The sequence below is a fragment of the Bradyrhizobium sp. SBR1B genome, assembly GCF_014198205.1.
GTDB lineage: Bacteria > Pseudomonadota > Alphaproteobacteria > Rhizobiales > Xanthobacteraceae > Bradyrhizobium.
On record NZ_JACIHC010000007.1, the window covers coordinates 1 to 22,595 of the forward strand.

The following is a 22,595-nucleotide window of genomic DNA, read 5'->3' on the forward strand; positions in this document are numbered from 1 at the left end:
CCTGCGCCAGGAAGCTCCTCATTTACGCCAATACTGTCGTACAGCGCGGCACGCCATGGATCGAAAAAGAAGCCTAGCTCTTAATGGTTGCTACGGCAGCTTCGTCTATTCCGTCTTCAAATCGTCAGGCCGCGGCATCAGGACGATGTTGTAGCCGGAATCGACATAGTGGATCTCGCCGGTCACGCCGCCGGAGAGATCCGACAGCAGGTACAGCGCCGAGCCGCCGAGCTCGTCGAGCGTGACGCCGCGGCGGAGCGGCGAATGCTTCTGCATGAAGGCGAACATCGCGCGCGCCTCGCCGATGCCAGAGCCCGCGAGCGTGCGGATGGGGCCCGCGGAGATCGCGTTGACGCGGATGCCGCGCGGTCCGAAATCGGAGGCGAGATAGCGCACGGAGGCTTCCAGCGCCGCCTTGGCCACGCCCATCACATTGTAGTTCGGCATCGCGCGCTCGGAGGCGCCGAAGGTCAGCGTGATCATGCTGCCACCTTCGGTCATCAGCTCGGCGGCGCGCTTCGCCACTTCCGTGAACGAGAAGCAGGAGATCACCATGGTACGTGAAAAGTTCTCGCGGCTGGTGTCGGCATAGCGGCCCTTCAGCTCGTTCTTGTCGGCAAAGCCGATCGCGTGGATGACGAAATCGAGCTTGCCCCATTTTTCACGGAGCGCATCGAAGGTCGCATCGACGCTGGCGATGTCCTCGACGTCGCACGGCAGCACGAGGTCGACACCGAGCTGCTCCGCCAGCGGCTTGACGCGCTTGCCCAAGGCTTCGCCCTGAAAGGTGAAGGCAAGCTCGGCGCCGTGCGCGTGCAGCGTCTTCGCCATGCCCCAGGCGATCGAATGATCATTGGCGACGCCCATGATCAGACCGCGCTTGCCTTTCATCAGACCTTCCATTGTCGTTCCCATTATCCTGAGGTCATCGCCCGCGCAGGCGGGCGATCCAGTATTCCAGTGACGGTCATGATCGATCGAGAAGCCGCGGCGTACTGGATGCCCCGCTTTCGCGGGGCATGACAGGGTCGTTAATCACACATCCAGCCGGCTGAACACCAGCGTGGCATTGGTGCCGCCGAAGCCGAAGGAGTTCGACAGCACGGTGCCGATCTTGGCGTTGTCGATGCGCTTGCGCACGATCGGCATGTCGGCGAACACGGGATCGAGCTCCTGGATATGTGCGCTCTCGCAGATGAAGCCGTTATTCATCATCAGCAGCGAGTAGATCGCCTCCTGCACGCCGGTGGCGCCCAGCGAGTGGCCGGTCAGCGCCTTGGTCGCCGAGATCGGCGGGCACTTCTCGCCACTTCCGAACACGCGGCGGAGCGCATCGATCTCCGGCGGATCGCCGGCCGGCGTCGAGGTCGCGTGCGGATTGATGTAGTCGACCTTGGTCTTCACCGTCGACATCGCCATGCGCATGCAGCGCTCGGCGCCTTCGCCCGAGGGCGCGACCATGTCGTAGCCGTCCGAGGTCGCGCCGTAGCCGACGATCTCGCCGTAGATGCGGGCGCCGCGCGCCTTGGCATGTTCGAGCTCTTCCAGCACCAGCACGCCGGCACCGCCGGCGATGACGAAGCCGTCGCGGTTGACGTCGTAGGGCCGCGAGGCGGTGGCGGGCGTGTCGTTGTATTTCGAGGACATCGCGCCCATGGCGTCGAACAGCACGGAGAGCGACCAGTCCAGCTCCTCGCAGCCGCCGGCGAAGATGACGTCCTGCTTGCCGATCTGGATCGTCTCATAGGCATTGCCGACGCAATGGTTCGACGTCGCGCAGGCCGACGAGATCGAATAGTTCACGCCCTTGATCTTGAACCAGGTCGCAAGCGTCGCGGAGGCCGTGGACGACATCGCCTTCGGCACTGCGAAAGGTCCGACGCGCTTCGGTCCCTTGGTGCGGGTGATGTCGGCGGATTCGACGATGGTGCGGGCGGAGGGGCCGCCGGAGCCCATGATGATGCCGGTGCGGATGTTGGAGACTTCGTCAGGCGACAGACCGGAGTCCTGGATCGCCTGCTCCATCGCGACGTGATTCCACGCCGCGCCCTGGCCGAGGAAACGCATCGCGCGGCGGTCGACCACCGTCGCGGGATCGAGCGACGGCGCGCCCGCTACCTGCGAACGGAAGCCGAGCTCGGCATATTTCTCAGCCCGCGAAATGCCCGACTTCGCCTCGTGAAGGCTCGCAAGCACTTCCTGGGTGTTGTTTCCGATCGACGAGACGATGCCCATCCCGGTGACCACAACCCGCCTCATGACAGCCTCGCCTCAATCGTTGTTGTCTTGGTGATGCGCTCAGCCCAGGCTCGTGCCCTGCTTGAACAGGCCGACCTTCAAGTCCTTGGCGCGATAAATAATCTGGTCATCGACCGAAAGCCACCCGTCGGCGATACCGAGCACCAGCTTTGAACGCATCACGCGTTTGATATCGACGTTGTACACAACCTTGCGGGCCTCGGGCAGCACCTGGCCGCTGAACTTCAGCTCGTTCAGGCCAAGCGCGCGACCACGACCTTCACCCCCGGTCCAACCCAGGTAAAAGCCGACCATTTGCCAAAGCGCGTCGAGGCCGAGGCAGCCGGGCATCACCGGATCGTTCTTGAAGTGGCAGCCGAAGAACCAGAGGTCGGGCTTCACGTCGAGCTCGGCGCGCACCAGCCCCTTGCCGAACTCGCCGCCATTGTCGTTGATGTCAGTGATGCGGTCGAACATCAGCATCGGCGGCAACGGCAGCTGGGCATTGCCCGGGCCGAACATCTCGCCGCGGCCACAGGCCAGCAGATCTTCGTATTCGTAACCGTTGCGCCTGTTCAGCATGCAGAGCCTCTGTTTGAATTCCGATTGAGCGGCGCTTTTTGGCGAAAATGGGCCCCGTCTCGGTCGGAGAGCAACGCCAATTGCCACTGTCAGGCGCTGCGTCCGCATGCCCCGGATGGACTGCGGACCGGGCCTCGTGCCCGGCTGCGCCAAAATCGGCTAAGCGGAACCGCGCGCTCTCTAACACAGGCCATTTCGGGTAGCAAAGTGCATCCATGAAGGTAAAATGACGCGATACCGGCCCGGTTCCAAGCCTTATTAGAACCTCTCTAGTTGCGAGAAACTTGCATCTGCATCTTTCTGTTCTTATATTGCTGAGAGATATTGTTCACGCGTGCCCGAAATCTGGAAATGAGCGAGAATACTGCGCCCCATCACGACGACGACGTCCACTCCGCGGCCCTGCTGTCCGGCCGCCAGCCGGCTCTCACCGGCTGCCCCTGGCACGACGTCAACGAAATGCTCCAGTCCGCCGGGCTCCGTCCGACGCGTCAGCGCATGGCACTGGGCTGGCTGTTGTTCGGCAAAGGTGCTCGCCACCTCACGGCTGAAATGCTCTACGAGGAAGCGACGCTCGCCAAGGTTCCGGTGTCGCTGGCGACGGTCTACAACACGCTGAACCAGCTCACCGATGCCGGCCTGCTCCGCCAGGTCAGCGTCGACGGCACCAAGACCTATTTCGACACCAACGTCACCACCCACCATCACTACTACCTCGAGAACAGCCATGAGCTGGTCGACATCGAGGATCCGCATCTGGCGCTGTCCAAGATGCCGGAAGTGCCGGAGGGTTACGAGATCGCGCGCATCGACATGGTCGTGCGCCTGCGCAAGAAGCGCTGAACTAATTCTAGATTGCTGATGCGATCGTCATGGCCGGGCTCGTCCCGGCCATTGTCGTTTTAGGCCGTCATTCCGGGATGGTGCGCAGCACCAGACCTCAGGCGCGCAATTGCGCACCGGGGAATCTCGAAATCCTCGATGCTGCGCATCGCCCCGGGATGACCCTTCGGGTCAGTTGACCTGCTCGTCCGAATACACGCCCCAGAGGCGCTCCTGCTGGATCCAGCCGTCAAAACCGTTGCCGGTGACGCGGCACCAGTTTGCAGCGCACTTCTTTACCTGCGTGACGACGCCGGCCTGGAGTCTTGCTGCAACCGCGCTGTCGAGATCGGCGCGATCGTAGATCGGGGCGAGGTCGTCCTTGTGCTTCATGGTGACGACCGCGGTGCGGCGGCCCGACAGCAGCGAGTGATAGACCCAGCCCTCGGCGCCTTCGGAATCGCGCACCCGGCGCCAATTCTCAAATTCGGCGGTGATTTCCACCGGCAGGCCCGAACGGGTGTAGACCCAGGCCACGTCATTGTCCTTGGTCGGGCCGGCACGGACGTTCACGTGATCCGATTTGAGGCTGACATAGCGCGGCACCGGCAGGCCGCTGGCGGTCTGGGGCGTGGTGTCCTTGGCCGAATGCGAGGGGCCGACCGAAGCGCTCAACCAGGTGCAAACGAGCGCCATTACCGAACAAAAACGCCCCAACGCCATCAACCCGTCTCCTGTCGAAGACCCGGCCCGAGCCCGGTCCTCACCCCAAATTCCAAAACCTGCCGCGCAATCCCCTGACCCGCCCCACGCGGGTGTTCCCCAAACCGGGCTCCTTGAAGCCTTGACCCGTGGTTCTTGTCTTGGCCCGGCCTTCTGCTAGAGAGGACGGGCACTTGAACAACCAGTTTGCCCCGATTTTCCGGCCGGAAATATCGGGAGAGCTTGAAGGAAACGCCGGGGACGGACACGGCAAGGGCAGTGTCGAACAACCGGGTTAATGAGACCTCAACGACCGGCCTTTGGCGACAGAGGCGGCTTGCGACGCCTCATGAGAGCAGGACATGTCGGTGAAGAAAAAGCCCCTCGTCGTGGTGACGCGCAAGCTGCCGGATTCGATCGAGACGCGGATGCGCGAATTGTTCGACGCGCGGATCAATCTCGAGGACACGCCGATGTCCGCCGACCAGATCGCGGAAGCCGCACGCACCGCCGACGTGCTGGTTCCGACCGTCACCGACCATATCAGCGCCGACATCATCAACCAGCCCGACTGCAAGCTGCGGCTGATCGCCAATTTCGGCAACGGCGTCGATAATATCGACGTCGAGGCCGCGCATGCCCGCGGCATCACCGTCACCAACACGCCGAAGGTCCTGACCGAGGACACCGCCGACATGACCATGGCGCTGATCCTCGCCGTGCCCAGGCGGATGATCGAAGGCGCCTCGATCCTGACCGAAGGAAAACCCTGGCCGGGCTGGTCGCCGACCTGGATGCTCGGCCACCGTATCGGCGGCAAGCGGCTCGGCATCATCGGCATGGGTCGCATCGGCCAGGCGGTGGCGCGCCGCGCCCGCGCCTTCGGGCTGCAGATCCACTATCACAACCGCCGCCCCGTGGCGCCGAAGATCGCCGAAGAGCTTGGCGCGACCTATTGGGAAAGCCTCGACCAGATGCTGGCGCGGATGGACATCATCTCGGTGAACTGCCCGCACACGCCGGCGACCTATCATCTGCTCTCGGCGCGGCGGCTGAAGCTGATCCGCAAGGACGCCTACATCGTCAATACCGCGCGCGGCGAGGTGACCGACGAGGACACGCTGATCAAGCTGATCGAAGGCGGCGAGATCGGCGGCGCCGGGCTCGACGTCTACGAGCACGAGCCTGCAGTCAACCCCAAGCTGGTGCGGCTTGCCAAGGCCGGCAAGGTGACGCTGCTGCCGCATATGGGCTCGGCCACGATCGAAGGCCGCGTCGAGATGGGCGAGAAGGTGATCATCAACATCCGCACCTTCCTCGACGCGCACAAGCCGCCGGATCGCGTGCTGCCGAGCATGCTCTGAGGTTTATTTCCCGCGCGTCTCGCGCTTGCGCCAGTCGGCGACGAAATCGATGAAGGCGCGCAGCGCGGGCGGCGTCTGGCGCCGGCTCGGGTAATACAGGAACGGGCCGGGAAACGGCTCGCACCAATCTTCCATCAGGCTGACCAGCGCGCCGGACTTCACGGCATCGCCGACATAACCGTCGATCGTTGCCCAGACGCCCACACCATCGAGCGCGGCTCGCAGGGCAAGGGTCATGTTCGTGGAGATCAGCTTTGCCGGCGGATCGACCTTCACGATCTGGCTGGCCTTCTCGAACTCCCAATCATGCATCACGCCGCTCGAATACCGGGCGCGGATGCAATCATGATCGAGCAGATCCTTGGGATGCTTCGGCTCGCCGCGGCGCGCGACATAATCGGGCGAGGCGACGACGACATAGTGCTGCGGACCGCTCAGCGGGATCGCCACCATGTCCTGCGCGAGATGCTCACCATAACGCACGCCGGCATCGTAGCCCCCGCTCACGATATCGACGAAACCGCTTTCGGACACGACGTCGAGATCGACCTGCGGATGCGCTGCGAGGAACGGGCCGACCATCGGCGCCAGCACGAGATCGACCGCCGGGGGCGGCGCGTTGATGCGCAGGCGGCCGGAAGCCACCTCGCGCAGGCCCCGCACCTCCGCCAGGGCATCGCCGACGTCGCGTAGCGCAGGTGCCACCCGCGACAGCAGCAGCTCGCCCGCCTCAGTCAAGGCGACACTGCGGGTGGTGCGGTTCATCAGGCGGACGCCAAGGCGCTCCTCGAGGTCGCGTAGGCGCTGGCTAAGACTCGACACCGACACGCGAATTTCGACCGCCGCCCGCCGGAAATTGCGGGTGCGGGCGACCGCCACGAAGACGTCGAGATCGCGCAGATCAGGCTCAGTCATTGTTCGTTACAATGAACAAGCCATTCGGCATTGTCCAGCTTATCGGCGCAATGGACCAGGTGCATATCCAGCCCGTCGCGCGGCGCAATCAGCCTGCCGCCTTTCGAGGAGAGCCATCATGGAACAGCACAAACTCGGTTCAACCGGCCCCCGCGTCTCTGCCCTTGGTCTCGGCTGCATGGCCATGTCGGACGCCTATGGCCCGGCCGATCGCGGCGAGAGCATCGCCACGATCCACGCGGCGCTCGACGCCGGCATCACGCTGCTCGACACCGGCGATTTCTACGCCATGGGTCACAATGAAATGCTGATCCGCGATGCGCTGAAGGAAGTGGCGCGCGACAGGGTGCAGATCAGCGTCAAGTTCGGCGCGCTACGCGGCCCTGCCGGCGAATTCACCGGCATGGATTGTCGCCCGGCCGCGATCCGGAATTTCCTCGCCTATTCGCTGCAGCGGCTCGACACCGACTATATCGATATCTACCGCCCGGCACGGCTCGACCCCAACGTTCCCATCGAAGAGACCATCGGCGGCCTCGCCGATCTCGTGAAGGCCGGTTACATCAGGCATATCGGCCTGTCCGAAGTCGGCTCCGACACCATCCGCCGCGCGCATGCCGTGCATCCGATCGTCGACCTCCAGATCGAATATTCGCTGATCGAGCGTGGCATCGAGCGCGACATTCTCAAGACCTGCCGCGAGCTCGGCATTGGCATCACCGCCTATGGCGTCCTGGCGCGCGGCCTGATCAGCGGCCATTGGTCGAAGGATTCGGGCAAGGCCGGCAAGGACTACCGGCTGATGACGCCGCGCTTCCAGGGCGCAAATCTCGACGCCAATCTCGCGCTGGTGGAGTCCCTGCGTACCATCGCCGGCGAAATCGGCGCAACGCCGGCGCAGGTCGCAATCGCCTGGGTCGCGGCGCAGGGAAAAGAGATCGTGCCGCTGGTCGGCGCCAAGTCCCGCACCCGTCTCGTCGAAGCGCTTGGCGCGACCAGGGTCACGCTGACACCGGCGCATCTTGCGGCGCTGGCCAAGGCGTTTCCGCCGGATGTCGCCTCGGGCACGCGTTACGCCGCCGAGCAGATGGCCCATCTCGATAGCGAGAAGCCGGCCACGGCGTAACGCAGCCCATCACGTGCGATGGGCGCTGAGGTCGGTGACCACAGGCCCGTCGCCGTTGAGCGGATTGGCCGGATCGCGCGAATAGCGCAGCGTCTCGAAGCGCATCGCGCGCGCATCGATCATCAGGAGGCGGCCGACCAGGCCGTCGCCGAAACCGACGATCTCGCGGATCGCCTCCATCGCCATCATCGATCCCAGCACGCCCGCCAGCGCACCCATGACGCCGGCTTCCGCGCAGGCAGGAACGGTACCCGGCGGCGGCGCCTCCGGAAACAGGCAGCGATAGGTCGGATTGAATTCGCCCTGCTCGTTGGTCTCGTGCGCGCGGATGGTAGTGAGCGAGCCGTCGAAGGTGCCGAGCGCGGCCGTGATCAACGGCCGCTTCGCGAAGAAGCAGGCGTCCGAGACCAGATAGCGTGTCGAGAAATTATCGGAGCCGTCGAGCACGAGGTCGTAGTCGCCGATCAAGCTGAGCGCATTGTCCGCATTCAGCCAGGTGGCGTGGCCGACGAAGCGAACATGCGGATTGAGCGCCGCAATCCGCTCGGCGGCGCTCTCGACCTTGTGCCGGCCGATATCGGGCGTGGTGTGGATCACCTGGCGCTGCAGATTGGACAACGACACCACGTCGTCATCGACCACGCCGAGCGTGCCGATGCCGGCGGCGGCCAGATACATCAGCGCCGGCGCGCCGAGCCCGCCGGCGCCGATCACCAGCGCAGAGGCGCGCTTCAGCGCCGCCTGGCCCGGTCCGCCGACGTCGCGCAGCACGATATGGCGGGCATAGCGTTCCAGTTCGTCCGGGCTCAGCATCGTCGTACGCCTCTCCTACCAAGCCGTCGCTCTCACTGTACGCGGCTCGACCTTAGGCCTGAACCACCTCAACATTGTTCGCGACCAACGAGATGTGCTTCAATGGCATTGCGTTCAATGGGCTGGTTGGATTTGTCATGAGATCGATGCTTGCGGCAACCTTGATGTTTGCGGCTGCCACAGGCGCGCACGCCCAGATGACGACGCCGCAGATCCCCGGTACCAAGCCGAAGCTGGTCCAGACCGTGCCGATCCGGCCTCCGGCCACGCAGACGCCATCGGCGACGGCGGATGCGATGGCGCAAGCGGAGCGGCTGTCGCTGCAATCCGACCTCGCCTGGGTCGGCCAGTACAACGGCGCCATCACCGGCGACGTCAGCGCGCGCCTGGTCAACGCCATCAAGGAATACCAGAAGGCCAAGGGCGGCAAGCCGACCGGCGTGCTCAATCCGCAGGAGCGCGCCGCGCTGGCCGAGATGGCGCGAAAGAAGCAGGACGGCGTCGGCTGGAAGATCGTGACGGAGCCGACCAGCGGCGCCCGGCTCGGCATCCCCTCGAAACTGGTGCCGCAGCAGGCGAGCGACGCCAACGGCTCGAAATGGACCTCGCCGACCGGAACCGTTCAGGTGCTGCTCAGCCGCCGCAAGGAGGCGAACCCGACCGCGGCAAAACTCGCGGAGCTGGAGAAGGAGCCGTCCGGGCGCAAGGTCGATTACACCGTGGTGAAGCCCGATTTCTTCGTGCTCTCGGGATTGCAGGGCCTGAAGAAGTTTTACATCCGCGGCACCTTTAGAGGTGACGAGGTCCGCTACGACCAGGCGACCGAGAACACGGTCGAGCCGGTCGTGATCGCGATGTCGAGCGCGTTCAACGCGTTTCCGTCCGGACCGCAAGCCGGGCCGCCGCCGCGCAAGCCCATCGAATACGGCACCGGCCTCGTCGTCAGCGATGACGGCGCGATTGTCGCCGACCGGCTCGTCACCGACGGCTGCCTCGCGATCACGATCGCCGGCTATGGCAGCGCCGATCGCCTCGCCGAGGACAAGGAGCGCGGTCTCGCACTGCTTCATATCTACGGCGCACGCGGCCTGAAGCCGCTCAGCCTTACTGGCGGCGCGGCCAAGACGAACGTGGATGTCGTCGGCATCGCCGATCCGCAGAGCCAGGGCGGCGCGGCGGGTGTCTCGACCGTCAAGGGCGCACTCGCACCGGTCACGAGCAGCGAGTCCGCACTGTCGCCTCCGCCGGCGGTGGGATTTTCCGGTGGTCCGGCGATCGATGGCGACTGCAAGTTCGCCGGCATTGCGTTGTTGAAGCCGACCATGGTGGCAGGACCCGCGACATCGGTGCCGGCCTCGCAGGCCGTGATGGTGTCCGCGGACGCCGTGCGCGATTTCCTGAAGGCCAAACAGGTCACGGTGAACGGTACGTCGACGGACGCAAAGGCCGCCGTCGTGCGCGTGATCTGCGTGCGGAAGTAAACCTCCGCAAGGATAGCGCTTCTCTCGTGTCCCGGACGCGGTGCGTGACATGCCGCTCCGCTGGCCGGGACCCACGTCTCCGAAGCCGAGCTGGCAGCTTTCTGGGCCCCGGCTCAACAGCGCATAACTGACGTGCTGCGCTTTGTCCGGGGCACGAGATCAACTCCTCGGCGAGCATCATCACACGTACGACTACTGGTCCAGTAATGGTACGGATTAGCTGGCCATCCCCATTCCGCCATCATCGTTACTGTTGATTCGGACCTCCGCGATCCCCCTTTGGATCGGGCCGGCACGTCCTGAGCGAGAAGGCTCAGCATCGAGATCGATGCACGTTCGCGTGGCGTATTCCTGACCCAAGCATTCCAAAGGATTGATCTTCAAATGCACACGATCGTACTGGCCACCCAAAAGGGTGGCAGCGGCAAGAGCACGCTCGCCATCGGCCTCGCGCTCGCGGCCAAGCAGGCCGGCTTCACCGTCCGCCTGATCGAGACCGACCCGCAGGGCACTCTGTCGAACTGGCAGCGCCGCCGCACCACCGATGATCTCGTCGTCGAGCCGATCTATCATGCCGCCGACATCGAGCCGCGCCTGAAGATGCTGGCTGACGGCGGCCTGCAGCTTGCGATCGTCGACACCGCCGCCGGCCTCAGCGCCGCGACCACCGCTGCGATCCGCCATTCCGATCTCTGCCTGATCCCGGCCCGCCCGAGCGTCGCCGACATCGAGGCGACCGCCTCGACGCTCAGCGTCGCGCGAGCCTGGAAGCGGCCCTACAGCTTCGTGCTCAACCAGACGCCGATCCGCGGCCAGCGCATCGACAATGCCGCCAACACGCTCGCCGAGGAAGCCGCGCTCGATCTTTCGGACGTGCTCGCGCGCCCGCTGATCGTGATGCGCAACGATCACCAGGATTCGCTCGCGAGCGGCCTTGCCGTCAGCGAATTCGCGCCGAACGGCAAGTCGGCGAACGAGATCCGCGGCCTGTGGCGCTGGATCGAAACCCGGCTCGAGCTCGAAGCCACGACCAATGTCCTGATCAACCAGGTGATGTCGCCTGCGGACGGCATGCTGCATGTCGCGGCCGATCTTTCAGCGGACGAGACCACGACACTGGCGTCCTGAGCGGGGCATCGCTCTGACGGCAGTCGGCCCTTCATCATCCGGAAGGGCCCCAGCGACGAAGCGATCCGGCCACCAGCCCGGCCGGATTGCTTCGCTTCGCGGTTTTGTCGACGCTCTATTTTCGTGTCGTAGCCCGGATGGAGCGCAGCGCAATCCGGGAAGTCTCTCCGCGGTCACGCTCGCCCCGGATTTCGCCGCGCTCCATCCGGGCTACGGGCTAGGTCACTTCTGACACTTCTGACACCAGAAGGTGGAGCGTCCGTTCTGCGTGAACCGCTTGACGGTGCCACCGCAGCCCGGCGTCGTGCATTTCTCGCCTTCGCGGTCGTAGACCTTGAACGAATGCTGGAAATAGCCGAGCTCGCCCGAGGTCTGACGATGGTCGCGCAAGGACGAGCCGCCGGCCTTGATGGCGTCGTTCAGCACCGTGTGGATCGCACTCACCAATCGCTTCGCATGATCGGTCGGCTCGCCGCCGCCAACGCCCTTGCGACCCTTGGTCGCGAGCGTCGCCGCGATCCGGCGCGGCGACAGATGCGAGCGATGCAGGGCTTCGCAGACATAGATGTTGCCGAGCCCCGCCACCACGCGCTGGTCGAGCAGCGCGGCCTTCAGGCTGGTGGTCTTGCCTTCGCAGGACCGCGCCAGCATCGCGGCGTCGAATTCGTTGCCGAGCGGCTCGGGGCCGAGGTCGCGCAGCAGCGGCTCCTCGTCGAGTGCGTTACGCGCGATCACTTTCATGTAACCGAAGCGGCGCGGGTCGTTGAAGACGACGTCGGCTCCGGAAGACATCCGAAACAGCACATGGTCGTGCGTGGAGTCCTTACCCCTCGGATAGTGAAACTCGCCGGGAGCTGCCTCGTTGTCCGGCTTGATGACGCGGAACGAGCCCGACATGCCCAGATGCATCAAGAGCACATCGCCGGAGGCGAGATCGGCCATGAGATATTTTGCACGGCGGCCGAGCCCCGTGACGACCTGCCCCTGGAGCCGGGCCACGAAATCCGGCTGGAACGGAAAGCGCAGGTCCGGCCGGCGGGCTTCCGCCACCAGGATTTTCGCACCCTCCATCACAGGCTGAAGGCCGCGGCGGACGGTCTCGACTTCGGGCAATTCAGGCATGGTCAGGCATTCACCTTATGAGGGCGGTGTGATAGCGCCATTGCGGCGGGCGCGCTATGGTTCGCCCAGTGGAGTAGAGTAATGGATCGGCCGGGCGAAACCACGCATTTTGGCTTCAGGGACGTCCCCCTGGGGGACAAGCAGACGCTGGTGAACGATGTGTTTCACAGCGTGGCGTCGCGCTATGATTTGATGAACGATTTGATGTCCGGTGGCCTGCACCGGGTCTGGAAGGACATCATGATTACCGCGCTCGACCCGCCGAGGAGCGACCGGTCGTTCGCGTTGCTCGACGTAGCCGGCGGCACCGGCGACATCTCGTTCCGTGCCGCCAAGGCCGCGGGGCCCGGCTTCCATGCCACCGTCTGCGACATCAACACCGACATGCTGGCGGTGGGCCGCGAGCGCGCCGCGAAGCGCCATCTCGACACCCGGGTCGATTTCGTCGAAGGCAATGCCGAAGCACTCGCCTTCGCCGATCGCAGCTTCGACGCATATACGATCGCTTTCGGCATTCGCAACGTACCCCGGATCGATCTGGCGCTGCGCGAAGCCCATCGCGTGCTGAGGCCCGGCAGCCGCTTCCTGTGCCTGGAATTCTCCACCGTCGAGATGCCCGGGCTCGACCGGATCTACGACCTGTTCTCGTTCAAGGTGATCCCGCCGCTCGGCCGGATGATCACGGGCGACGCCGAGTCCTACCAATATCTCGTCGAGTCCATCCGCAAGTTTCCGAAACCCAACGCCTTCGCCGACATGATCCGCGACGCCGGCTTCGCCCGCGTCAGCTGGCAGACCCTGTCCGGCGGCATCGTCGCACTGCATTCGGGCTGGCGTTTGTGATCTCTGCCTTCACCCACATTGCGCGCCTGATCCGCGCCGCGTTCGTGTTTGCGCGCGAGGGCGTGTTCGGCTCGGTCGATCCGAGCCTGGTGCCGCCGCCGGGACAGCTCGCTCTGAAGCTGGCGCGCCTCGTCGAACGACGTGGCGTCAAGCACGGCCCGCGGATATCGCGCGCGCTGACGCGGATGGGGCCCGCCTATCTCAAGCTCGGACAATTCCTGGCCACACGCCCCGACGTCGTCGGCGTCATCATGGCGCGCGACCTCGAAAGTCTCCAGGACCGCCTGCCGCCGTTTCCGCAGGACGAAGCCGAAGCCGCGATCGCGACCTCGCTGGAGCGGCCGCTGAAGGACGTGTTTGTGAGCTTCGGCCCTCCCGTCGCTGCGGCCTCGATCGCGCAGGTGCATCGCGGCGAGATCTTGCAAGCCGGCATCCGCAAGTCGGTCGCGGTCAAGGTGCTCCGGCCCAACGTCGCTACGCGCTTCCGCCGCGACCTCTCCGATTTCTTCTTCGTCGCGCACAAGGCCGAGGCTTATTCGGCCGAAGCACGGCGCCTGCGCCTCATCGAGGTCATCAACACCATGTCGCGCTCGGTCGCGATGGAGATGGATCTGCGGCTGGAAGCTGCGGCGCTGTCGGAGATGGCGGAGAACACGCAGGGCGATCCTGATTTCCGCGTGCCGGCCGTGGACTGGGACCGCACCACGCACAACGTGCTGACGATGGAGTGGATCGACGGCATCGCGCTGAACGATCACAAGCGTCTGGCAGAATCGCAGGTCGACCTGCCCGATCTCGGCCGCAAGGTGATCCAGAGCTTCCTGCGGCACGCGCTGCGCGACGGCTTCTTCCACGCCGACATGCATCCGGGCAACCTGTTCCTGGATGACGCGGGGCGGCTCGTCGCGGTCGATTTCGGCATCATGGGCCGGCTCGGCATGAAGGAGCGGCGCTTCCTCGCCGAAATCCTGCTCGGCTTCATCACCCGCGATTATCGCCGCGTCGCCGAGGTGCATTTCGAGGCGGGCTACGTGCCCGCACATCACTCGGTCGAGAACTTCGCACAAGCGATTCGCGCCATCGGCGAGCCGATCCACAACCGCACGGCGGAAGAGATCTCGATGGCGCGGCTCTTGACGCTGCTGCTCGAGGTCACCGGCCTGTTCGACATGACCACGCGCCCCGAGCTGATCCTGCTCCAGAAGACCATGGTCGTGGTCGAAGGCGTGGCGCGCGGCTTCGATCCCAGGCTCGACATCTGGAAGGTCGCCGACCCCGTGGTACGCGAATGGATCGAGCGCAATCTCGGTCCGATCGGCCGGGTGCAAGGCGCGCTCGCCGGGACCGGAGACATCGCGCGCGTGCTGATGCGCATGCCGGAGATCGCCGAGCGGTCCGTGAAGGTGCTCGAGCAGCTCGAGACCATGACGCGGGAGGGCATCAGGCTGTCGCCCGAGAGCATCGCCGCGATGGGCCGCACCGAGGGCCGCAAGAATCGCTGGCGCACCGTCGCGCTCTGGATCATCGCCGCGACCTTCATCGGGATCCTGATCGCCGTCCGGAATTGTGATTGCCAAAAGCTTGATTGCATTGAAATCACACAAGTGATAGCATCGCTATCATTCCGTGCTGGAGGGGCGTCATGGCAAGCCTGACCATCCGCAAGCTCGACGACGCCGTCAAAACCTATTTGCGGCTGCGCTCGGCCAAGAACCGCAGGTCGGTCGAGGAAGAGGTCCGGGTAATCCTGCGGGAGCTGATCGAGGGCCGCGAGGAGCCGCTGACGCCGTTTGCGGTACCACCCGCGGCATCCGCCGCCCCCGCACTCCAGCGCACCGGCGCCGTTCCCGAGGCCAGCGTCACCCTGATCATCGGCGGTGGCATCGCGGCCTATAAATCGCTCGACCTGATCCGAAGGCTGAAGGAGCGCCGCGTCGAGGTCCGCTGCGTCCTGACCAAGGCGGCCCAGCAATTCGTCACGCCGCTGGCGGTCAGCGCCCTCTCCCATGAGCGCGTCTATACCGACCTGTTCGACCCGCAGAGCGAGTTCGACGCCGGCCATATCAGGCTCGCGCGCGACTGCGACCTGATAGTCGTCGCGCCCGCGACCGCCGACCTGATGGCCAAGATGGCCAACGGCCACGCCGACGATCTCGCCAGCGCCATCCTGCTCGCGACCAACCGCAAGGTGCTGCTGGCACCGGCAATGAACCCGCTGATGTGGAACAATACGGCGACGCGCCGCAACGTCGCGCAGCTGCAGCGCGACGGCGTGGTGCTGATCGGACCCAATTCCGGCGAGATGGCGGAAGCGGGCGAAGCTGGTGTCGGCCGCATGTCGGAAGCGATCGAGATCGCCGCCGCTGCCGAGCGCCTGCTGCGGCCGCCGGTGCCGAAGCCACTTGCCGGCAAGCGCGTGCTGATCACCGCAGGTCCCACCCACGAGCCGATCGATCCGGTGCGCTATATCGCCAACCGCTCCTCCGGCAAGCAGGGCTTTGCCATTGCCGCCGCCGCACAAGCCGCCGGCGCCGAGGTGATTTTGGTCAGCGGTCCGGTCGACCTCAGCGATCCCCAGGGCGTCACCGTCAAGCACGTCGAATCGGCGCGGCAGATGCTGGAGCAGGTGCAGGCCTCGCTTCCCGCCGACATCGCGATCTTTGCCGCCGCGGTCGCCGACTGGCGCGTTGCCAATGAAGGCGAGCAGAAGCTGAAGAAGACTTCGGCCGGCATGCCGCCGCTTCAGCTGATCGAGAACCCCGATATCCTCGCCACGATCTCGAAGCTGACCGACAAGCGCCCGCCGCTGGTGATCGGCTTTGCCGCCGAGACCGAGCACCTGATCGACAACGCCAAGTCAAAACTGGCCCGCAAGGGCTGCGACTGGATCGTCGCCAACGACGTCTCGCCCGCCACCGGCGTGATGGGCGGCGACCGCAACACCGTGCATCTGATCAGTCGCAAGAATGGTGAGAAGGACGGCGAGATTGCAGTTGATTCCTGGCCGGTGATGACCAAGGAACAGGTCGCCATCGAACTGGTCGCGCATGTCGCCCGAAGCGTGACCGACAAATCCCTGGAGCCGGCATCTTGAGCACGAAGGTCACTGTCGAACTGCAACGCCTGGCCCATGCGGAAGGCCTGCCAATGCCGGCCTATCAAACCACCGAGGCTGCCGGCCTCGATCTGATGGCGGCGGTGCCGGACAGCGAGCCGATGACGCTCGCCCCCGGCCAATATGCGCTGGTGCCGACGGGCCTTGCGATCGCATTGCCGGCCGGGCACGAGGCGCAGGTGCGACCGCGCTCGGGGCTTGCCGCCAAGCACGGCGTCACCGTGCTGAACTCGCCGGGCACGATCGACGCGGACTATCGCGGCGAGATCAAGGTGATCCTGATCAATCACGGCACGGCGCCGTTCGTGATCAAGCGCGCCGAGCGCATCGCCCAGATGGTGATCGCGCCCGTGGTGCAGGCCGCGCTGGTTCCGGTGGCCACATTGTCGGCCACCGATCGCGGCGCCGGCGGCTTCGGCTCGACCGGCCGCTAAGTCGTGGTGGGTTGAACTCGAACAGAGTCCGATCAATCGGGCGCTCTCTCCGCTCCCTCCCCACTTGTGGGGAGGGGCAGGGAGGGGGGACTCTTTCAATCGCGCACCGTTTCTCTTTGCATCGTCAATAATTGGCACTTCTTCCTGGGCTACCCCCTCTCCCTAACCCTCCCCCACAAGGGGGGAGGGAACGCACCTCCGTCGGAGAGCCCGTGGTGTCTCATCTCAGGCGCTAACGCACGGCAGTTCCAGCCGAATCATCCGAAGAATTACGTGAGGTGGAACATTGAGCCCGGCATTTTTTTGGGGCCGCCTTTGCGTTCACGATCTGGACTCTTACCGCCGGAGTCGCGGTGAGGGTATTGTCGTTTGATTCGCGCGCGACGGGGGTCGCCGCGCGCAAATCTGTGCGATCTTGGGGCAACTATGTCAGGCGTGATCGTGTCGATGCGTCGGACGCTGCTGTCGTGCACATCGCTCGTGCGCAACGGCTTGTTGGGAGGCGCTCTTGCAGCGCTGCTGCCGGCTGCGCCGGCCGAGGCGGCCGACCTCATCGACACCCTCTCCATCATGCTGGATTTCAACCGGCAGGAACTCGCGGTGCTCGCCACCGCGCTGGCCTTGCTCGGCTTCTCGGTGGTGGCTGCGATTCTCTTGATGCGCACGCGCGTGCGCACGGCGAAGAACGAGGCGCGGCTGCGTGCCCGAATCGGGGAACTCCAGCTCCAGGCCGACCGTTTCGGCGCGCTGCTGTTCGCCGAGCCGCAGATCCTGATCTCCTGGCCGGCCGGCGACAATCGCGCGCAGATCTCGGGCGACATCTCCATGGTGTTGCCGCGCGACTCCTCGCCGCAACGCGTGCTCGCATTCGGAACCTGGCTGCCGCCGGAACCCGCGCTCCAGATGGATCATGCCGTCGATGCGCTGCGTGACCGCGGCGACGGGTTCCAGCTGACATTGACCACCTCGCATGGCCACACGCTCGAGGCCATCGGCCGCGCCATCGGCGGCCAGGCCATTGTCCGGATTCGCGAGCTCTCGGGGCTCCGCCGCGATCTGGCCGAGACCAATCTGCGCTACAACGCGCTCTCCGACGAGACCGAGATGCTGCGCGGCTTCGCCGCCAACGCACCCTGGCCGATCTGGGCCAAGGGCGAGAACGGCGCGCTGACCTACGCCAACCCGGCCTATGTCCGCGCCACCGAGGCGAACAACGTCACCGACGCGCAGGAGCGCAAGCTCGAGCTGCTCGACAGCGCCGATCGCACCGCGATGGAACGGGGACTGAAAGACACCGCCAATTTCAACGCGCGGCTGCCGATCGTGATCAGCGGCGAGCGCCGCATCTACGACGTGCGCGCGGTCAATGTCGGCAGCGGCAGCGTCGGCGTCGCCATCGATGCCAGCGAGGCGGATGCGCTCAGCTCGGCGCTGGTGCGGATGGCGGAGGCGCATCGCCGCACGCTCGACCAGCTCTCCTCCGGCGTTGCCGTGTTCGACGGTCAGCGTCGGCTCGCCTTCTACAACGATTCCTACCGCCGGCTGTGGGACCTCGACCGCACCTTCCTCGACGCCAATCCCGATGATTCCAGCGTGCTCGACCAGCTCCGCGCCGCGCGCAAGCTGCCGGAGCAGCCGGACTTCCGTGCCTGGAAATCCAAGCTGCACGAGGCCTATCGCGCGGTCGAGACCACCAAGGACACCTGGTACCTGCCCGACGGCCGCGCGCTCTCGGTCGTGACCACGCCGAACCCGGAAGGCGGCGTCACCTATCTGTTCGACGATGTCACCGAGAGCCTCGAGCTCGCCCGCCGCTTCGACGGCATGATCCGGGTCCAGCGCGAGACGCTGGACAGCCTCGCCGAGGGCGTCGCGGTGTTCGGCAGCAACGGCAAGGCGCAACTGTTCAACCCGGCCTTCGTCCGGATGTGGAAGCTGTCGAGCGATGCCATGCGCGACGAGCCGCACATCCAGACGGTGGAAGGCTGGTGCCATCAGCTGTTCGACGACCCCACGGTCTGGCGTCAGATCCGCGAGGCCGTAACCTCGATCGAGAGCCGCGCCGACGTGCCGCTGAAGCTGGAGCGCAAGGACGGTAGCGTGCTCGACGGCATGATCCGCCCGCTGCATGACGGCGCGACCATGCTGACGTTCCAGGACATCACCGACACCGAGAACGTCGAGCGCGCACTGCGCGAGCGCAACGAGGCGCTGGAGGCTGCCGACCAGATGAAGGTGGATTTCGTCCACCACGTTTCCTACGAGCTGCGCTCGCCGCTCACCACCATCATCGGCTTCGCGCATTTCCTCAGCGATCCCTCGACCGGGCCGCTGACGCCGAAGCAGGCCGAATATCTCGACTACGTCACCAAATCGACCAACGCGCTGCTGGCGCTGACCAACAACATCCTCGATCTCGCCACCATCGACGCCGGCGCCATGAAGCTGGAACTCGGCCCGGTCGACGTCAGCAAGACCATCGAGCTCGCGGCCGAAGGCATCCAGGACCGACTCGCCACCGACCGCATCCGCCTCAAGGTCGAGATCGCGCCCGATGTCGGAAGCTTCGTCGGCGACGAGAAACGCGTGGTGCAGGTGCTCTATAACCTCCTCGCCAACGCCGTCGGGTTTTCTCCACAGGATTCCACGGTCGGCATCAGCGCGCGCCGCACCGAACGCAGCGTGGTCTTCACTGTGACAGATTCCGGGCCTGGAATACCTGCCGACATGAAGGACAAGGTGTTCAACTGGTTCGAAAGCCGCTCGCAGGGCTCGCGTCACCGCGGCGCCGGGCTCGGCCTGTCGCTGGTGCGCTCCTTCGTCGAGCTGCATGGCGGCAAGGTGCGGGTGGATTCGATCGTCGGCCGGGGCACGGTCGTGATCTGCGACTTCCCGACCGACCAGGCGGCGCATCGCGACGCCGCCGAATGAGCGCGCCCACCACATTCTCCGTCGCGCTTCACAACGAGACGGCCACCGCACAATTGATGGCCGACCTCGCGCTGCTGGTCGGCCCTGGCGATGTCATTACGCTGACTGGCGATCTCGGCGCCGGCAAGACAGCTGCCGCCCGCGCGCTGATCCGCTACCTCGCCGGCGACGAGGAGCTGGAGGTGCCGAGCCCGACCTTCACCCTGGTGCAGGGCTATGAGCTGCCGCCGCTCCCGGTGATGCACGCCGATCTCTACCGCGTCGAGGACGAGAGCGAGCTCGAGGAGATCGGGCTGTCGCCCCTGCCCGATGCCACACTCGTCCTGATCGAATGGCCGGAGCGCGCGCCGTCGGCGATGCCACAGGATCGCATCGACATCGCGCTGACGCATCGTCCCGCATTGGGCTCGAACGCGCGCGCCGCCGACATCACCGGTCACGGCAAGAGCGCGGCCACGGTCGCGCGGCTGCAGGCATTGCGTGAATTCCTGGACGCAGCGGGCTACTTGGATGCGACGCGCAAGCGCATGGCGGGCGATGCCTCGACGCGCTCCTATGCGCGGCTGCTGCGCGAGGGCGAGAGCGTCATCCTCATGAACTCTCCGCAGCGGCCAGATGGCGCGGCGATGTACAACGGGAAGTCCTACAGCGCCGCGGTGCATCTTGCGGAGAACATCAGGCCTTTCGTTGCCATGGACGAAGGCTTGCGCGTAGTCGGCGTCTCGGCACCCGCGATCCACCATTACGATCTCGACCACGGCTTCCTGATCTCCGAGGATTTTGGCAGCGAAGGCGTAATCGAAGGCGATCCGCCGCGCCCGATCGCCGAACGTTACGAAGCTGCGACCGACGTGCTGGCCGTGCTGCACGGCAAGACGCTGCCGGAAACATTGCCGCTGGCGGATCAGAGCTACGCCATTCCCCTCTTCGATACCGAGGCGCTGCTGATCGAGATCGGCTTGATGCCGGAATGGTACCTGCCCGATCGCAACGCGCCGCTGAGCGAAGAGAAGCGCGCCGAATTTTTCGCGATGTGGCGAGAGCTGCTGAAGAAGCCGCTGGCCGCGCCGAAGACGTGGATCATCCGCGACTATCACTCGCCCAATCTGATCTGGCTTGGCGATCGCACCGGCATCGCGCGCGTCGGCGTGATCGATTTCCAGGACACCGTACTCGGTCCGCAATCCTACGACGTGGTGTCGCTGCTCCAGGACGCCCGCATCGACGTGCCCGAAAGCCTCGAGCTGACGCTGCTGTCGCGCTACATCAAGGCGCGGCGCGCTGGCGATGCCGGCTTCGATCCGGCCGGTTTCGCCGAGCTCTACGCGATCATGTCGGCACAGCGGAACACGCGGCTGCTCGGCACCTTCGCCCGCCTCAACCGCCGCGATGGCAAGCCGCATTATTTGCGTCACCAGCCGCGGATCTGGACCTATCTCGAGCGCTCGCTGGCGCATCCCGCGCTGAGCTCTTTGCGCGACTGGTATCTCGCCAACGTCCCGCCGCCCCAAAGGCCGCCAAAGGCTTGATTCGGGGCCCGATTTACCAGCTGTTAGCCAAGACGCCGGTATTCTGGCGGCCAGGCAGCCGGATCATTACGGGCTGGAGCGGGCAGATGGCGGTAAAGACGGACCAGCGCGGCAACAGCCGGGTCGTTTTCGAGCGCGGGATCTCGGCCCAGATGATGGGGATCGACGGCACCTGGCGGCGCGACTGCACCATGGAGGACGTCTCCGAGACCGGCGCCAAGCTGACCATCGACGGCTCGGTCGAGGGCCTCCATCTGAAGGAGTTCTTTCTGCTGCTGTCGTCCACCGGACTTGCGTACCGGCGTTGCGAGCTGGCCTGGGTCAATGGCGACCAGATCGGGGTCAATTTCCTCAAGCTCGGCGACAAGAAGAAAAAGGCGCGTTCCACAGCCGTCGGGGCATGATGGCAACACCCGTCGTACAACCGTCACGGCGGGTGGCTAAGGCGGTTGAGATGCGGTGCGGCTGATCGAACCTCGTGTTAGGATTGCTGCGAACGCGAAAGGTCTGAGAAAGCGAAGGATGTCCGTCAAACCGACCAAAGCCATGGTGCTCGCTGCAGGGTTTGGCCTGCGCATGCGTCCCCTGACGGACAGGATGCCGAAGCCGATGGTGCCGGTGGCCGGCCAGCCGCTGCTCGACCACGTGCTCGACAAGCTCGGCCAGGCGGGCGTGACCGAGGCCGTGGTCAACGTGCATTACCTGCCGGACCAGATCATCGATCACGTCGCATCGCGCCAGCTTCCGCGCGTGACCATCTCGGACGAGCGCGACCAGGTGCTCGGCACCGGCGGCGGCGTGGTCAAGGCGCTGCCGCTGCTCGGCGACGCGCCGTTCTTCCACGTCAATTCCGACACGCTCTGGATCGACGGCGTGCGCTCCAATTTGACGCGGCTTGCCGAAAATTTCGACCCCGCGCGCATGGACATCCTGCTGCTGATGGCGCCGACCGCAACCAGCATCGGCTACGGCGGTCGCGGCGACTACGGCATGCTGCCCGACGGCGCCCTGCGCAAGCGCAAGGAAAAGGAAGTCGTTCCGTTCGTCTATGCTGGCGCTGCGATCCTGTCACCGTCGATCTTCGAAGGCGCGCCGCAGGGCGAGTTCTCGCTGACAAAAATGTTCGACCGCGCCAACGAGCAGGAGCGGCTGTTCGGCCTCCGCCTCGACGGCGTCTGGATGCATGTCGGCACGCCCGACGCCGTGCACGCCGCGGAAGAGGCGTTTCTGGAGAGCGTGGCGTAAGGCCGGTCTTTTGTCTCGGACGCGGTGCGGCACGAAGTGCCGCTCCGCAGAGCCGGGACCCACTCCATCCTCACTTTCGGAAAGCAGATTGGGCCCCGGCTCAGCAGCGCACCACTGCGTGCTGCGCTGCGTCCGGGGCACGAGAGCGGTGGCGCCGCGAACAGTGCCGTAGCCCGGATGGAGCGCAGCGTAATCCGGGGCCACC

The 22,595-nt window shown here is 65.3% G+C and carries 19 protein-coding genes and 1 pseudogene; 13 read left to right on the top strand and 7 right to left on the bottom strand.

Translation table 11 applies throughout. From position 1 onward, the window contains the following. Positions 1-105: 105 nt before the first annotated feature. The 3 genes from fabI to fabA all read right to left on the bottom strand — a co-directional run bounded on the left by fabI (position 106) and on the right by fabA (position 2,820). Positions 106-903 carry an enoyl-ACP reductase FabI gene (gene fabI, locus GGD61_RS19245; protein WP_183231009.1) on the bottom strand — a complete coding sequence of 266 codons (798 nt, stop codon included), beginning with the start codon at positions 901-903 and terminating at the stop codon, positions 106-108. A gap of 132 nt (positions 904-1,035) precedes the next feature. Continuing rightward, the gene (gene fabB, locus GGD61_RS19250) at positions 1,036-2,259 is read right to left on the bottom strand and encodes a beta-ketoacyl-ACP synthase I (RefSeq protein ID WP_018323401.1); all 1,224 of its coding nucleotides are present in this window, start codon (positions 2,257-2,259) and stop codon (positions 1,036-1,038) included. 39 nt (positions 2,260-2,298) lie between these two features. Further along, positions 2,299-2,820 (bottom strand): bifunctional 3-hydroxydecanoyl-ACP dehydratase/trans-2-decenoyl-ACP isomerase, encoded by a 522-nt coding sequence (fabA, locus tag GGD61_RS19255; protein WP_018323402.1) that lies wholly within the window; start codon positions 2,818-2,820, stop codon positions 2,299-2,301. Between the two features lie 351 nt (positions 2,821-3,171). On the opposite strand from fabA, the gene irrA reads away from it, so the two are divergent. Further along, positions 3,172-3,663, top strand: coding sequence for an iron response transcriptional regulator IrrA (gene irrA / locus GGD61_RS19260; RefSeq protein WP_014490952.1), 492 nt, complete (start codon positions 3,172-3,174; stop codon positions 3,661-3,663). A gap of 171 nt (positions 3,664-3,834) precedes the next feature. Here the strand turns inward: irrA and GGD61_RS19265 are convergent, their stop codons facing one another. Beyond that, positions 3,835-4,365: an SH3 domain-containing protein gene (locus GGD61_RS19265; RefSeq protein ID WP_018323403.1), complete on the bottom strand. Its 531-nt coding sequence runs from the start codon at positions 4,363-4,365 to the stop codon at positions 3,835-3,837. Positions 4,366-4,706: 341 nt separating this feature from the next. On the opposite strand from GGD61_RS19265, the gene GGD61_RS19270 reads away from it, so the two are divergent. Next, entirely contained in the window at positions 4,707-5,708 is a 1,002-nt protein-coding gene (locus tag GGD61_RS19270) for a D-glycerate dehydrogenase (protein ID WP_018323404.1), read from the top strand. A 3-nt stretch (positions 5,709-5,711) separates the two neighbouring features. On the opposite strand, the gene GGD61_RS19275 is transcribed toward GGD61_RS19270, so the two are convergent. After that, the gene (locus GGD61_RS19275) at positions 5,712-6,623 is read right to left on the bottom strand and encodes a LysR family transcriptional regulator (protein ID WP_092251467.1); all 912 of its coding nucleotides are present in this window, start codon (positions 6,621-6,623) and stop codon (positions 5,712-5,714) included. A gap of 118 nt (positions 6,624-6,741) precedes the next feature. Here GGD61_RS19275 and GGD61_RS19280 point away from each other — a divergent pair, with 118 nt between their 5' ends. Continuing rightward, entirely contained in the window at positions 6,742-7,749 is a 1,008-nt protein-coding gene (locus tag GGD61_RS19280; protein WP_183231010.1) for an aldo/keto reductase, read from the top strand. A gap of 9 nt (positions 7,750-7,758) precedes the next feature. Here GGD61_RS19280 and GGD61_RS19285 read toward each other — a convergent pair whose 3' ends face one another. Next, positions 7,759-8,562 (bottom strand): molybdopterin-synthase adenylyltransferase MoeB, encoded by an 804-nt coding sequence (locus GGD61_RS19285; protein ID WP_018323407.1) that lies wholly within the window; start codon positions 8,560-8,562, stop codon positions 7,759-7,761. A 137-nt stretch (positions 8,563-8,699) separates the two neighbouring features. On the opposite strand from GGD61_RS19285, the gene GGD61_RS19290 reads away from it, so the two are divergent. Then, positions 8,700-10,043 (top strand): peptidoglycan-binding domain-containing protein, encoded by a 1,344-nt coding sequence (locus GGD61_RS19290; RefSeq protein ID WP_183231011.1) that lies wholly within the window; start codon positions 8,700-8,702, stop codon positions 10,041-10,043. A gap of 384 nt (positions 10,044-10,427) precedes the next feature. Continuing rightward, complete coding sequence (locus tag GGD61_RS19295; RefSeq protein ID WP_092251461.1) at positions 10,428-11,171, top strand: ParA family protein; 744 nt, start codon at positions 10,428-10,430, stop codon at positions 11,169-11,171. Positions 11,172-11,393: 222 nt separating this feature from the next. On the opposite strand, the gene mutM is transcribed toward GGD61_RS19295, so the two are convergent. Further along, complete coding sequence (mutM, locus tag GGD61_RS19300; protein WP_092251459.1) at positions 11,394-12,293, bottom strand: bifunctional DNA-formamidopyrimidine glycosylase/DNA-(apurinic or apyrimidinic site) lyase; 900 nt, start codon at positions 12,291-12,293, stop codon at positions 11,394-11,396. Between the two features lie 81 nt (positions 12,294-12,374). Here mutM and ubiE point away from each other — a divergent pair, with 81 nt between their 5' ends. From ubiE to GGD61_RS19340, 8 genes and pseudogenes are all read left to right on the top strand, one after another. Next, positions 12,375-13,136 carry a bifunctional demethylmenaquinone methyltransferase/2-methoxy-6-polyprenyl-1,4-benzoquinol methylase UbiE gene (ubiE, locus tag GGD61_RS19305; RefSeq protein ID WP_092251457.1) on the top strand — a complete coding sequence of 254 codons (762 nt, stop codon included), beginning with the start codon at positions 12,375-12,377 and terminating at the stop codon, positions 13,134-13,136. Further along, positions 13,133-14,698, top strand: a pseudogene (ubiB, locus tag GGD61_RS19310) (2-polyprenylphenol 6-hydroxylase); the annotation flags it as partial. The gene ubiE and the pseudogene ubiB, both read left to right, overlap by 4 nt. A gap of 80 nt (positions 14,699-14,778) precedes the next feature. Continuing rightward, a complete protein-coding gene (gene coaBC / locus GGD61_RS19315; RefSeq protein WP_092251454.1) occupies positions 14,779-16,230 on the top strand; it encodes a bifunctional phosphopantothenoylcysteine decarboxylase/phosphopantothenate--cysteine ligase CoaBC in 1,452 nt (483 codons plus the stop codon). Further along, positions 16,227-16,685 (top strand): dUTP diphosphatase, encoded by a 459-nt coding sequence (gene dut / locus GGD61_RS19320; RefSeq protein ID WP_092251453.1) that lies wholly within the window; start codon positions 16,227-16,229, stop codon positions 16,683-16,685. The genes coaBC and dut overlap by 4 nt, the downstream gene beginning before the upstream one ends. Positions 16,686-17,111: 426 nt before the next feature. Then, complete coding sequence (locus tag GGD61_RS19325; protein WP_092251440.1) at positions 17,112-19,616, top strand: PAS domain-containing sensor histidine kinase; 2,505 nt, start codon at positions 17,112-17,114, stop codon at positions 19,614-19,616. After that, positions 19,613-21,145, top strand: a complete 1,533-nt coding sequence (gene tsaE, locus GGD61_RS19330) for a tRNA (adenosine(37)-N6)-threonylcarbamoyltransferase complex ATPase subunit type 1 TsaE (protein ID WP_092251438.1) — start codon at positions 19,613-19,615, stop codon at positions 21,143-21,145. The genes GGD61_RS19325 and tsaE overlap by 4 nt, the downstream gene beginning before the upstream one ends. An 86-nt stretch (positions 21,146-21,231) precedes the next feature. Then, positions 21,232-21,549 carry a PilZ domain-containing protein gene (locus tag GGD61_RS19335; protein WP_018323417.1) on the top strand — a complete coding sequence of 106 codons (318 nt, stop codon included), beginning with the start codon at positions 21,232-21,234 and terminating at the stop codon, positions 21,547-21,549. A gap of 118 nt (positions 21,550-21,667) precedes the next feature. Beyond that, the gene (locus GGD61_RS19340; RefSeq protein WP_092251437.1) at positions 21,668-22,390 is read left to right on the top strand and encodes a nucleotidyltransferase family protein; all 723 of its coding nucleotides are present in this window, start codon (positions 21,668-21,670) and stop codon (positions 22,388-22,390) included. The last annotated feature ends 205 nt before the right edge of the window (positions 22,391-22,595 follow it).

Excerpts from the sequence above, each read along its gene's own strand:
- coaBC (WP_092251454.1), top strand. The coding sequence starts at position 14,779 with ATGGCAAGCCTGACCATCCGCAAGCTCGACGACGCCGTCAAAACCTAT.
- GGD61_RS19285 (WP_018323407.1), bottom strand. The coding sequence starts at position 8,562 with ATGCTGAGCCCGGACGAACTGGAACGCTATGCCCGCCATATCGTGCTG.
- GGD61_RS19275 (WP_092251467.1), bottom strand. The coding sequence starts at position 6,623 with ATGACTGAGCCTGATCTGCGCGATCTCGACGTCTTCGTGGCGGTCGCC.
- GGD61_RS19335 (WP_018323417.1), top strand. The coding sequence starts at position 21,232 with ATGGCGGTAAAGACGGACCAGCGCGGCAACAGCCGGGTCGTTTTCGAG.
- GGD61_RS19325 (WP_092251440.1), top strand. The coding sequence starts at position 17,112 with ATGTCAGGCGTGATCGTGTCGATGCGTCGGACGCTGCTGTCGTGCACA.
- tsaE (WP_092251438.1), top strand. The coding sequence starts at position 19,613 with ATGAGCGCGCCCACCACATTCTCCGTCGCGCTTCACAACGAGACGGCC.
- GGD61_RS19290 (WP_183231011.1), top strand. The coding sequence starts at position 8,700 with ATGAGATCGATGCTTGCGGCAACCTTGATGTTTGCGGCTGCCACAGGC.
- GGD61_RS19340 (WP_092251437.1), top strand. The coding sequence starts at position 21,668 with ATGTCCGTCAAACCGACCAAAGCCATGGTGCTCGCTGCAGGGTTTGGC.
- GGD61_RS19270 (WP_018323404.1), top strand. The coding sequence starts at position 4,707 with ATGTCGGTGAAGAAAAAGCCCCTCGTCGTGGTGACGCGCAAGCTGCCG.
- fabI (WP_183231009.1), bottom strand. The coding sequence starts at position 903 with ATGGAAGGTCTGATGAAAGGCAAGCGCGGTCTGATCATGGGCGTCGCC.
- GGD61_RS19280 (WP_183231010.1), top strand. The coding sequence starts at position 6,742 with ATGGAACAGCACAAACTCGGTTCAACCGGCCCCCGCGTCTCTGCCCTT.
- fabA (WP_018323402.1), bottom strand. The coding sequence starts at position 2,820 with ATGCTGAACAGGCGCAACGGTTACGAATACGAAGATCTGCTGGCCTGT.
- GGD61_RS19265 (WP_018323403.1), bottom strand. The coding sequence starts at position 4,365 with ATGGCGTTGGGGCGTTTTTGTTCGGTAATGGCGCTCGTTTGCACCTGG.
- fabB (WP_018323401.1), bottom strand. The coding sequence starts at position 2,259 with ATGAGGCGGGTTGTGGTCACCGGGATGGGCATCGTCTCGTCGATCGGA.
- irrA (WP_014490952.1), top strand. The coding sequence starts at position 3,172 with ATGAGCGAGAATACTGCGCCCCATCACGACGACGACGTCCACTCCGCG.
- mutM (WP_092251459.1), bottom strand. The coding sequence starts at position 12,293 with ATGCCTGAATTGCCCGAAGTCGAGACCGTCCGCCGCGGCCTTCAGCCT.
- ubiE (WP_092251457.1), top strand. The coding sequence starts at position 12,375 with ATGGATCGGCCGGGCGAAACCACGCATTTTGGCTTCAGGGACGTCCCC.
- GGD61_RS19295 (WP_092251461.1), top strand. The coding sequence starts at position 10,428 with ATGCACACGATCGTACTGGCCACCCAAAAGGGTGGCAGCGGCAAGAGC.